Raw genomic sequence first — 13,377 nt, forward strand, 5'->3', positions numbered from 1 at the left:
AGAGAAATAGACCAATGGATGAGAAGACGCATAAGGATGATTTACTGGAAGCAGTGGAAGAAAATCAAAACGAAATTCACAAATCTAAAGAAGCTTGGTATCGCCGAAGGCAAAGCTTGGGAATTTGCAAACACAAGAAAGAGCTACTGGCGAACAGCCAATAGCCCAATTCTAAATAAATCTCTTACTAACCAAAGGTTATCAGACTTAGGTTATCTATTCTTCTTTAATTACTATCAACAAGCATGTGTAAACTAAAGAACCGCCGTATACCGAACGGTACGTACGGTGGTGTGAGAGGTCGGTAGATAAAATAATTATCTACCTCCTACTCGATCGACAAGCAGTCGCAAATCCATAGCCACAGGTTCATAGTGTAATATATAAAAAATCGCTTGAGTTTATTTTAATCCCCTATTAATAAGAAAAGATACAGCTAAAAAGGGTTGGTGGGTAGTAGATGCTGATATTAAAGGATGCTTTGATAACATTAATCATGAAAAGTTAATGTTATTGGCAAAACAGAGAATATCAGACAGAAGAATCCTTAAAATAATTTGGAAATGGTTAAGGGCTGGAGTGATATCACCACTGTTGTCAAATATCTACCTTCATTACCTAGATATTAAATGGGAAAGACACTACAACCACCTTGGAAAACTCATAAGATATTGGACAATTTTGTGGTAATTAGTATAACAAAGAGGGAAGTCCTTCTCTAAGTATTAACACAAAATTAACTTTAAGGTAATTTATGTATAATCATGTAGTTATATACTTAGACTGAAGGTAAATTTAATCAAATTAATAGTAATACTGGTTAACAAGCATTTGAAGTAAAACATACTGGGGGAAATTTTATGAAGCATAGAGCATTGAATAACAAAAAGTCTTCAAAAAGAAGTAATAAGAGCTCCGTCATAAACAATTTAAAGATAAAAAATAAGCTATTAGTTCTAGTGGTTATAGCAGGGTTAGTACCAATTATATTATTAAGCGGCTTAAGTATTAGAATCGCCAGTAATGAAATACAGATGGAAGTCCTTATGAGGAATCAGTTATTTACAAACCTGACCGTAGATAGGTTAAATGAGTATTTCTATAACCGAGAGGGAGATGGCGATATATTGGCAGGATCAAAAATGGTTAGACAAGGGATCGAAAGAATGAATACCTTTAACACTAGTCAGGAGGAAGAAACAGAAATAATGGCTGAGTTTCATAATTATTTAAGCAATGCTATTGAAAAGTATCAGTATACAGATATATTTCTAACTAATATGTATGGCGAAGTAATATTCAGCAATAGATACGAAAAGAATCATATTGCTCCCTTGGTATTTTCGGGAAACTTTGTTGGAAAGGCTATGGCGGGTCAACAAAATTGGTCTCAGCTATTCTGGAATAGTTTTATAAAAGATAATTTGATGGTGTTATCTACTCCAGTTTACTCAAACAACATGAAGTCTACTATTGGAACCTTAAATATAGTATTAAATCAAAGTAGGTTAAATGAAATATTGCATAATGGAATCGAAAAGGTAGGTAGAACAGGTGATGTTTACTTAATTGACTCAGAGGGACTGTTATTAACAAACACATTGAGGGGTCAGTACATAGAGGATGCGGCTTTAAAGGAAGTATTAAACACGAGGGCAGTGGAATTTTTATCAGAACCCATTGACCAGGGCGACCAAGATTTCAATATGTCTGATGTATACATGGGGTATATGGGCAAGACAGTAATCGGAAATCTATCAGTAGCAAAGATAGGAGAGAATTTTGTTGGACTAATTATTGAAGTTGAAGAGGCTGAAGCCTATAAAGGAGTTGATGGGCTCAGGAGTGCACTGCTATTAATTGCACTAGTCATTTTAGTTATATGTGCTGCTATAGCATTAAAGCTAGCCTTGTCCATTAGTAAGCCTATTGGTGAGGTTATAGAAGTTACAAAGGAAATTGCAAATTATAATTTGCGCAACCAAATAGATATTGAAGAAGTGAAGAGAAAAGATGAAATTGGAGACTTAGAAAGAGCCATTATTAAAATAAACAATAATTTAAAGGCGATAATTATTGAGGTGGAAAAGTCTGCTGGTCTTGTAGCATCATCTGCGGAAGAGCTAAAGGTAAATTCTCAACAGGCCTCCTTAGCCGCAGAAGAGGTGGCAGTAAATATAACAAGTATAGCTGAGGGATCATGGAATCAAACCCAAAGTGCTAAACAAAGCTCAAGTAAAACAAAGGAGTTGAGCTTTATAATATTTGCGGATATTAAAAAGCTGGAAGCAATGACCCATGCAACTAATAAAGTAAGTGAATTGGTTGAATCAGGCTTACAAATAGTTGAGGATTTATCTAAAACAACTCTTCTATCTAGTAAATTACATGAGGAAGCTCATGCTAAGATACAAAAAACTAGCGAAAGCTCCCTAAAGATTGAAGAAGCAAGTAAACTAATACTTGAAATAGCTAATAAAACTAATCTTCTTGCCTTAAATGCCGCTATTGAAGCAGCAAGAGCCGGAGAGCATGGCAAAGGATTTACTGTAGTGGCAGAGGAGATAAGGAAGCTAGCGGTGGAATCTAAGGAATCGACAGGAATCATAGAGAATATTATTAATAATTTGCGTATAGATAATGAAGAGGTAATAAAAGCTATTGAAAGCTTGGTTAATATTGCAAAAAATCAAGCTGCGGGAGTTCATGTAACTAGAGAAAAATATTTGGTGATTGCTAAAGCTATGGATGAAACTCTATTAAAGGTGACTCATTTGAATGAATCTAGTCTAAGTAAGGACAAAATGAGGATAGAGGTTGAGGAGAAAATACAAGAGCTTGCAAATCTATCAGAGCTTAATTCAACCACTACAGAAGAGGTTTCTGCATCCATGGAGGAGCAAAGCGCTTCTATGGAGGAGATACAAAATGCCAGTGAAAGACTTACAACACTTTCCAAAGGGCTACTGGTAATAGTTAGTGAGTTCAAAATATAAAAGTCATAAATATTATAAATGATATAAAATATTAGCTAAATTTGGTTGTTCAGCTTCAGTACTAAACTAATAAAATTTCATTTCTTAAATATGACTTAACACTGCAATTTGATTTTATATACCTAAACTGATGTAAATCAGCAAATAAAATTAGACCCACTGTAATTTCGAATCACAGTGGGTCTAATTTTATGGTTTGCACTGATTATTATAAGACCAATTGGATAAACCCATGCCTTTTAGAAAAATGCAGAGTTCCTTTCGGCTATGTAATCGAAGATCATATTGACCATCAAAAAGACACCAGTCGTATATAATTCCCCTTTCAATGCGAATGATCATATGGGTGATTTCGTCTGCACTTAAGTCACATTTAAGAATTCCATTTTCCAATGCTTGAACAATGACTTTGTGTATTGCTACATAAGTAAATCTCTTCTTGCTTAAAGTATATTCTGATTTAGTCACAAGGTTTTGTTTATACACTTGTGAAATATAATTTGATCCCAAGTCTTCTACTATTTCAGCAGCCAAATCAATGATGTCTAAAAGTTTACATATTGGTGTGGGGTATTGCCGGATAGAGATGACATCTTCTATAAGGATTTCAATTTGTTTATATGCCGTTGTAAATATACTATCTTTTGAATCAAAATGATGATAAAACGCACCCACAGAAATACCAGCAGCTCTGCATATATCTGTTACTTTAATCTGTTCATAACCCTTTTCTCTGAAAAGTTGCACTGCGGCTTCAGAGATTTTAAATTTTGTGTTGATGGCTTGTCTTTGCCTATTGGTTAATGATTTCATAATATTATCCTAGTTTTTATTATCATTATAACATAACTAAAGATAAAAACAAGATTGTAACTTTTTAGACAATGTGGTAATATTTTAACAGAATGATATTCGACGAACATTATTCTGTTAAAATATTAAAGGGGGGTATAGTGTAATGAATAGTATTTTTTTACTAACCATGTTGGGATACGCTATATTTTTATTTGTAAGCGTAGAGGCTTTTAGAAAATGGCATCGTTTTTCACTTGTTTTTTTTGTGATGCTTCTGGTGACTTTTCCAATATGGGCTAATGGTATTGAGGGATGGTTTCGGTGGGCGAAGTATTTAAGTGTCTTTATTCCGGTGGTAGTACTTGGATTATCTAGAGTTGCTGTTAAGGATAATAAACAAGGGAAGTTTTGGTCCATTTTCAAAAGTAACGGTTGTTTAAAATTTTTTTACTGTATTATTTTCTTGAATATTTTAGAAGCCACTCTTAAAGATATTGCACTTGGCAATTACTTTAATGCTGGTGCAGGTGCTATTTTATGCGCTACGCTCCCTTTTGCACCAAGATACTGGCATGTCTCTAATAAGGAAAAAGGATTGCTTTTTGCCTACACCACATGGTTTTGGGCATTCTTATACACCACTTGGAATGCTTGTTTTGTGTATGCAGAAAGCCCACTATATTTTGCAGGTTCATTAACTATTTTAAGTGTGGCTTTTTTTTATCCTATATTAAAGGGACGTTCAGAACTTTATATTCATGCCCGGGTGTACACCTTGGCCATTCATCTGCTTTTACGTGCCAGTTATGATTTTTTTCCAAGATTAATGGATGCCACCAGCTGGAATCATCCAGATGTTCTGAAATGGTGGGGATTTTTCAATGCACTCATTGGAATACCCTATTTGGTGTGGCATTTTATCCAAATAAAAAACGGCACCTCGGATGTTAAATTTGGACTAACGCGATAGGAGGCGAAGATATGGTTAAAGAACGGGTTTTGGAATTGGCGAATAAAATAAGCAACACCAAGAAAGGAAAAAAAGGTGGAATAACACCAGATCGACCAGAGTATAGAATATTGGAACCAGTTGTGACTGACGAAATGGCAGAAATAGGACTTCACCTTAAGATGAGAAAGCCACAAACTGCAGCTCAAATCGCAGATTATGCACAAAAGCCTTTAGATTACACCGATAGGATACTTAGACAATTGGCTTGGGATGGAGTGTGCATTATCAATGTGATTGACGGCGTCGATCATTTTTGGCTTGAACCATGGGTGCCAGGAATCATGGAAATGATGGTGAACAATCGAGAAAATGTTGAGAAGTACCCTCAAATTGCCCAGGCATTTGAAGCTTATGGTAGAGCTAGAGCACCACTAGCTGTGGGGATTTTCCCAGTGGGACTAGGCCCAATGCGTGTGATTCCAATTGAAGCATCCATAAGTGGTGAAACGCGAAAAGCCAGTTACGAGGAAATCTCCATGTACCTTAATGAAAATACTCTTTTTTCAGTGTCGGATTGTTCATGTAGAACGTCCAGAGAGGCAATGGGAGAAGGCTGTGGACACTTAAAAGAAGAAATGTGTATTCAAATGGGGGACGCTGCTAAATATTACATTAGAACTGGCAGAGCCCGGGAAATTACAAGAGAAGAAGCTTTCGGTATCATTAAGAAGGCTGAGGATAACGGATTAATGCACTGCATTCCAAATTTAGATGGCCCTGGTAAAACCCATGCTATTTGTAACTGCTGTGGCTGCTCGTGTTTAGCACTTAGAAATGCAGGCATGTTTTATAACAACGACATGGTTCGTTCTAACTATGTTTCGAAGGTCGAAAAAGACAAATGTGTGGCTTGTGGCGAATGTGTAGAAATTTGTCCAGTAAATGCTTTAAAGTTAGGTCAGAAGTTGTGTAGCAAAACACCTCGCCAAAAGGAGGAACGCCAAATTCCATTTGATACAGAGTGGGGTCCTGAAAAATGGAATGCGGATTATAGAACCAATAAGCAAGTAGTGGAGGAAACGGGAACGAGTCCATGTAAGTCAGAGTGCCCTGCACACATTGGCATACAGGGGTATATTAAATTGGCCTCACAAGGGCGATACAAAGAGGCCCTAGAGTTGATTAAGGAAGAAAATCCCTTTCCAGCAGTTTGTGGGCGTATTTGTCCAAGGCTTTGTGAAACGGCTTGTACACGAAGGGATTTAGATGAGCCTTTGGCTATTGACGACATCAAAAAATTCATTGCAGATCAAGATCTTAATGAAGCACATCGCTATATACCAAGAAAGAAAAACCAATATGATAAAAAAATAGCCGTTGTTGGTGGTGGTCCGGGCGGACTGACTTGTGCATATTTTTTAGCCATTGAAGGCTATAAAGTAACGGTTTTTGAAAAAGAAAAGAATTTAGGTGGGATGTTGACGTTTGGAATTCCTTCTTATAGATTAGAAAAAAATGTAATTAATGCAGAAATAGAAGTATTGAAAATATTAGGCGTACAATTTAAAACGGGCGTTGAAGTGGGCAAGGACATCACAATAAACAAACTTAGGAAGCAGGGCTATGCTGCATTTTACCTTGCTATTGGTGCTCAAGGTGGGAGGAAAATCGGTATTGATGGTGAAGACGCTAAAGGGGTTTATGCAGGCGTAGAGTTCCTAAAAAAAGTAAGTTTAGGTGAAGACTCGATGCTAGAAGGTGAAACCGTGGTGATTGGAGGAGGTAATGTCGCCATTGATGTGGCACGTACGGCAATTCGTCTCAGTAAAAATGATGTTTCGTTATTCTGTCTTGAAGGTCGAAAAAATATGCCTGCACTTCAGGAGGAAGTGGAGGAAGCGTTAGAAGAGGGAATTGCCATCCAAAATAGTTGGGGACCCAAACGCATTCTTGTTACAGATGGTTGTGTGGCAGGCGTTGAATTTATTAAATGTATTTCTGTTTTGGATAAGGATGGACATTTTTCACCACAATACGATCCATCACAAACAATGATTGTTCCAGCCCAAAATGTTCTTTTGTCAGTAGGTCAAAGCATTTTATGGGGAAATCTATTAAATGAAACCGCTGTTGCCCTCAACAGAAACCAAACAGCAAAAGCTGACGCCATCACTTTCCAAACTAATGAACCAGATATTTTTGTTGGCGGAGATGCTTACACTGGTCCACGTTTTGCTATTGATGCGATTGCGCAAGGTAAAGAGGGTGCCATATCCATTCATAGGTTTGTTAATAAAGGCCAAAGTTTGGTTATTGGTAGAGTGAAGAGAGAATATAAGTCTTTTGACAAAAATGATTTAGTTCTAGAAAGCTATGATAATATTCCACGTCAAAAGATAGCACATATTTCTGGTCAAAGGTCTAAAGAAACATTTCAGGACTTACGCACCACTTTCACTGAAGAGCAAATGAAAAAAGAAACTGAGCGTTGTCTGAGTTGTGGAATTACTGTAACAGATGAATATCTTTGTGTGGGATGTGGAGCATGTGTAAAGAGATGTAAATTTGAAGCTATTAAACTTGACCGAAAATACGATGCTGTTAATGTTGAATTAAGTGAACTAAAACCTAAAATCATTAAGGCAGCAATTAAAAGAAAAGCCCGCATCAAAGTGAAAAAATTGAAAACAGCTATTAAAAAAACATTTAGTTAATTGGTCAATGATACTGCAAAAGTACAGTTTTGAATATAATTTCAGAACTGTACTTTTTTTCAAAAAAGGTAAGCATGAAATTAGCATAGACACAAATAAATTATTCTATTATGATAAAGATGCATTTTATGCGTTGTACAATACTGTAAATACACTGTTAGTTAAAGAAAATGGTATAATGGGTTAAAAGAGTTATGGGAGTTAGACAAATAAAAAAGTATTTTGGAATGATTATAAACTGATCGATTATACCTGTGAAGTATGGATGCTAGTAAAGAGAAAATGATTATGGAGGTTAATTAAAATGAATTTTGAAATATGTAATCCCAAAGAAGACCAGTATGGAAACAGTAAGGATAATATTTTCTTAGCCTTCGATATTAGTGGAAACTACTTAGGAAGTGCCTATACATATCCTTCAATAAATTATTATCAAATATATGGCACTCCTTATATTATTTTTATAGATGTGATTGTGGAAAGTAATGATGATAAGGATTTATATAAGGAAGTTAGGCAGCAGCTTTTAGAAAAAGTCTATTCAAGAGCGATGGATCTTCGTAAAGAAAGGCCAGACTTAAAAGCTAGGATATATTCTGGCTTCAATTATGATGAAGAAAAACTTGATTTTTATTTAGGTAATGGATTCAATGAAGATTATAGCATTATTATGGAAGCAACTATATTAGAGAGTCACTCTTACAATTTACCTAAAAATGTAAGGGTAACAGATTGCAGGCTTGACTTAGAAGAAAGCATTATGGAATATAAGAGAATTTATGATGATATATTCATTACTCCTATAGAAGCAAATATACTTAGAGAACAAGCAAATTACAATCATTTTAAGAATTTATATTTTTCAATAAAGGGTAGGATTCAAGGTGGATGTACTATTTTTGAGAAGGATGGGTTTGGTTACATTGAAACTGTATACGTTTTGCCGGAAGCTCAAGGAAATGGAATATCAAAAATAATAGTTAGCTATATACTTCAGTATTTCTTGTCATTAGGATTAAATAAAACAAGGCTTGAGGTTTGGAAATCGAATAAACGCGCAGTAGAATTATATAAATCATTTGGTTATAATGAAGCACAAAAAAACTTGATGTTTCCATATATAATTCCTTAGAGACTAGCTGGGATTTGAACTTATTTTATGATAAGAAGTCAAAAATATAGCAGACTTTTTCATGACACTACCCGCCTCCACCAATTAAAATCACCAATTAATGAAAGTCGCATTTTTGCGATTTTTTGCTTTTTAAACTGGCTGTGTGACAATAAAATTCTAAATAATGTTATATTGACAATAATTGCTAAGTTCGATACTATAATATGGATAACAATATGATCTAGAAGGGCGGTATGCTATCCGGCAACACTTGATGTTAATAAATCAAATAACATAAGTGAAGCGTGGAGATGAAGGGTAAAATCTGAAATTGAAGTTAATAGGTTAATACGACTGTTATTGCAGTAACGGTTTTTTATGTTACCTATATTTTCGATTTGGATTTTAAACTTCTATCTCACGGCATTCCTTACTTTAAATTTTGGCCGTAGAGTAATTTCTATGGCTTTTTTTATTTTACTTCAATCATATTGTTATCTAATATAATACAAATAAGGGAGAGAGTATAAATGTTAAACAATTTAATTGAGTATTTAAAAAAACCAGAGCTTTACGCAAAAAGCACTTCGAAATTTTGGGACGATGAACATATTTCAGAGGGGATGCTAGAATCCCATCTAAATCCAGAGGGAGGAGCCAGTAGGCCTCATAGATTTATGGATAAATCTGTAGAATGGATAGCAGAAGTAACACCAGTTGATTCCTATGCTAAAGTATTGGATCTAGGCTGTGGACCAGGGCTATATGCAGAAAGGATGTATGGAAAGGGATATCAAATTACAGGTATAGATTTTTCTAAAAGGTCTATTGAATATGCCATTTCTAAGGCAAAGGCTGAATCTATGGAGATAGAATATATTTATAAAAACTACCTGGAAATAGACTATGATAATGAATTTGATTTGATCATCTTAATCTATTGTGATCTAGGAGCTTTAACTGTTCTTGAAAGAAATACCATATTGAAAAAGGTATATAAAAGCTTAAAGCCAGGGGGAAGATTTATATTTGATATCCATACCCCAAAGCAATACGAGGGGAGAAAAGAAGAAAACACATGGTATGTTGAAGAAAAAAATGGATTTTTTAGACCTTGTGACAGTCTATGCCTAGAATCTCATTATATCTATGAGAATAACATTAGATTGGATCAATACGTTGTAGTTGGAATAGATGATAGAGTTGATGTAATCAGAGTATGGGATCATTTCTTCACCCTAGAGGATATAAAAGCTGAGGTAAACGTACTTGGTTTCAAATATATAGAAGCATTCTCTGACGTTGCCGGTGCGCCCTATTGTGAAGAGTCAAAAACCATGTGCATTATTTTAGAGAAATAGAACTAGACATGGAAAGTACTAATGTTGAGGAATTTTTTTAAGTTACATTTAATAAAAAGCTGTCATTTTTACAGTTAGCTGGGGGAATGGCAGTACTTTGTGGAGCGTTAATGGTTATAGCAATAAAAGGGTACGAGATAGAAGAAGTCATTGATGAGGAAAATATATAGAGTATGCTTAATTCAATAGAGGTCAAATTGAAAGGAAGATAGATATGGGTATTGTTGTCAATTTAAAAAGTAAGCTCCTTAAAGGAAATGTAGATTGCTCACGTTTGTCTAAATTTGAAGTCTTATTAGATAGGGAGAAAAGCAGTATAAGAAATTCTCTAGTTTTTTAAATAATAATTATAAATTTACTTAAAGACGCTGACATAATGTTGTCAGCGTTTTGATGTTATAATGTTTTTATTCGGTAAAAATGATAGCTATTTATCCAGCTAGGGTCTTGAAAAGGCTCGAATATTTCAGCTATTAGAAAACTAAAATGGAGAAAGGGGTTAAAAATCATATGATATTTACAGTAAGGGGGCCAATTGATAAAAAACAAATGGGTAAAACACTAGCACATGAACATTTTAATTGGATATCGGATGAAGATTTTGCATGCAGAATGTATTTTGATAAAGAGTATGATGAATCTTATAATCAGGAAGTATATGATAAAGTTCTGCCTATACTAAGTGAGTTAAGTGCATCAGGATGCCAAACTATTGTCGAAGCATCACCTCCTCTTGGAGGACAAAATTTAAAGCTGCTATATGATTTATCCAAAACAACAAATGTAAACATCATTCCATGTACTGGGATGAATATTACTAAGTATGTACATAGTATTTTTCAAGAGAATTTTGTATTACAATTGTCAAAAAAGTGGATTCAAGACTTTGAGGAAGGGCTAGATGTGATTGAAGATGTATGTATAAAACCAGGCTTTATTAAATTGCTATTTGATAGAGGTGGAGTCAGTGCTGTAGATGAAGATATGCTCAAAGCGGCTGCCATAGCTAGTAACGCTACTGGAATGCCGATTCATTGTCATGTATTGGAAGCAAAATATATGACTAAAGTTATGACAATTCTAGAAAAAATGGAAGTACCACCTTGTAAATTTGTTTGGGCTCATGCAGACAAAGAAAGTAATCATGAAATGATTTTAGAAGTTGCTAAGAAGGGTTACTGGATTGGTTTTGATATGATAAGAGAGGGTACATATGAAGCACGAAAGAAACTGATTGAACATGCTGTGGCACATAATTATAGTCATCAAGTAATTCTCTCTCAGGATTATGATTTATATGAAGAGAGTGAGCAGGAAAATGGTATAAAAAAGTATAGCGCTTTTTTCAATGAATTTATACCATACTGTATAGAAAGTGGTATTCCTCAAGAGGTTATTGAAATCATTATTATAGATAATGCTGCGAGTTTTTACGATATTTAGAATTCAAGGTAATTAATCAATATAAATACATAACCAAAGTGCTATATATGTTTAGTAGACATATATAGCACTATTTGTTCTTCCCAAAGGAAGAAGTAAAGGATTATGTTGAGGGCGCTAAAAATGCAATTTAACTTAGTCCTTTTCTACGTTCTATATTCATAATAAAAGACAAAATTTATAATGTAGCATGTTGACAAAATATTAATTCTGAGTAATCATTCAGGATTATAATATTTTACAAAAACATAACCACCTTATCACCATACCTTAACATTATAGCAATATAATTAAATTAAGAAAGGATGTGAGCGAAATGAATGCAATTGGCGGTCTTGTTAGAAAAGGTGACATATCTCTTTTTTACTTATTTAATAGAAAAATACATTGTGACTTCTTAGATTTTCTTATGAAGAACATTACTCACTTAGGCTCCACTACCTTCACAACACTGCTTTCATTATTTTTATTTTTCTACCCTAAAGAAGAAGTGAGATTAATTGGAACAAAAATGATGATAAGCCTCTTAACTACTGTGTTGATAGTTCAATTTATAAAAAGAACAGTAAACAGACCAAGACCCTATATTACCTTTAGTGATATCATACCTATTAATCCACCTAACTGCAGCTATTCATTTCCATCTGGCCATACCTGTGCTGCATTTTCGATGGCTATAATTTTGTCTAAGAATTTTCCTCCTCATAGTTTAGTTTTTATTACCCTTGCCATAATGGTGGGTTTGTCAAGAATATACTTAGGTGTTCACTACCCTACAGATACAATTATCGGTGCAACACTTGCTTTTATAGCCTCTAATCTATTGATAATGGTTGGATTAATATAGGTTAAAGAGCTAATATCAATAAGCATCCATATACAACTAGTTAAAATCATTTTTAGTAAGGAGAATACAGTATGAAAAAAAATATAGAGTATAAGAAAATTATTTTTGATTTTATTTGTCTTATGGTGGGATGTATTTTATTAGCCTTTGCAATAACCTCTATTTTAAAGCCAAATGGGTTAGTTACTGGAGGTATTACAGGGATATCAATTATACTAGATAGATTAGTAGGAGTAAAATATACCTACATTTATTACACATTATCAATACTTATTTTTATAGGTTCATGGATGACTCTAGGAAGGAGAGAAGCAAAGAAAATAGTACTGCTATCCATTATATTTCCCTTAGTTCTTATAGTATTTGAAATTATAGATATTTCCTTTATAAAGAATGATACCATTTTGGCATCAATTTACTATGGAATTATCGGAGGTATAGGTTGTGGGTTAGTGTTGAAAAGAGGATTTTCTACAGGAGGTACAGATACAGTTGCCAAGATTTTGCACTATAAAATGTTACCTTTTATAAGTATAAGTCAGATTCTTTTATGTATTGATGTGGTTATTATTTTAACATCGGCCTTTATATATGATGAAAATATTGCCTTATATGGAGTATTGGCACAAATTGTAATGGTGAAATCCATAGATATTGTTCTTTTTGGTTTTGGATCAAAGTTTGTAAAAATAGAAGTGATTAGTGATAAAAGTAATGAAATTAATGAATACATTATGAACAGTATTAGAAGGGGAATAAGCACCTATGAAATTAAAGGGGGATACACAAATATTAGAAAAGAAAAATTGGTTTCAGTTTGTTCCCTTAGGGAAAGTATGCTAATAAAAAGATATATTTCTCAAATTGATACGGATGCCTTTGTTAATGTTCTTCCAGTAATGGGAGTATGGGGCAATGGAATAGGTTTTGCAAGTGTAATGGAAGAAACAATAAATAATTAAAGTGCATAAGCTATCATTCTATTCTTAGAGGGGAATGTATATGAGATTAGCTATAGTTTCTGCTTCAATAGGTCATGGTCACAATTCCGTTGCCTTTGCCCTAAAGAAGCCTTACTAAATGAAAATTGTCATAATTATGTTGAGGTCTTTGACATTTTAGATGAGATGCTTTGTAAAATATATTAAAGTATTA

10 protein-coding genes and 1 pseudogene are annotated in these 13,377 nt (G+C 34.1%); 10 read left to right on the plus strand and 1 reads right to left on the minus strand.

Annotation, left to right across the window (positions count from 1 at the left end):
• The 3 genes and pseudogenes from BLP68_RS05855 to BLP68_RS05865 all read left to right on the plus strand — a co-directional run.
• Positions 1-258 (plus strand): annotated as a pseudogene (locus BLP68_RS05855) (hypothetical protein); the annotation flags it as partial.
• Positions 259-420: 162 nt separating this feature from the next.
• A complete protein-coding gene (locus tag BLP68_RS22310; RefSeq protein WP_091541161.1) occupies positions 421-690 on the plus strand; it encodes a reverse transcriptase domain-containing protein in 270 nt (89 codons plus the stop codon).
• Positions 691-860: 170 nt separating this feature from the next.
• Positions 861-2,996 carry a methyl-accepting chemotaxis protein gene (locus BLP68_RS05865; protein WP_091541163.1) on the plus strand — a complete coding sequence of 712 codons (2,136 nt, stop codon included), beginning with the start codon at positions 861-863 and terminating at the stop codon, positions 2,994-2,996.
• 189 nt (positions 2,997-3,185) lie between these two features.
• Here BLP68_RS05865 and BLP68_RS05870 read toward each other — a convergent pair whose 3' ends face one another.
• Positions 3,186-3,809, minus strand: coding sequence for a TetR/AcrR family transcriptional regulator (locus BLP68_RS05870; protein ID WP_091541165.1), 624 nt, complete (start codon positions 3,807-3,809; stop codon positions 3,186-3,188).
• 145 nt (positions 3,810-3,954) lie between these two features.
• On the opposite strand from BLP68_RS05870, the gene BLP68_RS05875 reads away from it, so the two are divergent.
• The 7 genes from BLP68_RS05875 (at position 3,955) to BLP68_RS05905 (ending at position 13,184) form a co-directional block, all read left to right on the plus strand.
• The gene (locus BLP68_RS05875; RefSeq protein ID WP_091541167.1) at positions 3,955-4,761 is read left to right on the plus strand and encodes a hypothetical protein; all 807 of its coding nucleotides are present in this window, start codon (positions 3,955-3,957) and stop codon (positions 4,759-4,761) included.
• Positions 4,762-4,772: 11 nt separating this feature from the next.
• Positions 4,773-7,457, plus strand: coding sequence for an FAD-dependent oxidoreductase (locus tag BLP68_RS05880; RefSeq protein WP_091541169.1), 2,685 nt, complete (start codon positions 4,773-4,775; stop codon positions 7,455-7,457).
• Positions 7,458-7,761: 304 nt separating this feature from the next.
• Entirely contained in the window at positions 7,762-8,589 is an 828-nt protein-coding gene (locus BLP68_RS05885; RefSeq protein ID WP_091541171.1) for a GNAT family N-acetyltransferase, read from the plus strand.
• A gap of 512 nt (positions 8,590-9,101) precedes the next feature.
• Entirely contained in the window at positions 9,102-9,932 is an 831-nt protein-coding gene (locus BLP68_RS05890) for a class I SAM-dependent methyltransferase (protein WP_091541173.1), read from the plus strand.
• 510 nt (positions 9,933-10,442) lie between these two features.
• Complete coding sequence (locus BLP68_RS05895; protein WP_176758886.1) at positions 10,443-11,375, plus strand: phosphotriesterase family protein; 933 nt, start codon at positions 10,443-10,445, stop codon at positions 11,373-11,375.
• A gap of 316 nt (positions 11,376-11,691) precedes the next feature.
• Positions 11,692-12,222, plus strand: coding sequence for a phosphatase PAP2 family protein (locus BLP68_RS05900; protein ID WP_091541178.1), 531 nt, complete (start codon positions 11,692-11,694; stop codon positions 12,220-12,222).
• A 71-nt stretch (positions 12,223-12,293) separates the two neighbouring features.
• Complete coding sequence (locus BLP68_RS05905) at positions 12,294-13,184, plus strand: YitT family protein (protein ID WP_091541181.1); 891 nt, start codon at positions 12,294-12,296, stop codon at positions 13,182-13,184.
• Positions 13,185-13,377 lie beyond the last annotated feature (193 nt).

This window comes from Alkaliphilus peptidifermentans DSM 18978 (assembly GCF_900101495.1).
GTDB lineage: Bacteria > Bacillota > Clostridia > Peptostreptococcales > Natronincolaceae > Alkaliphilus_C > Alkaliphilus_C peptidifermentans.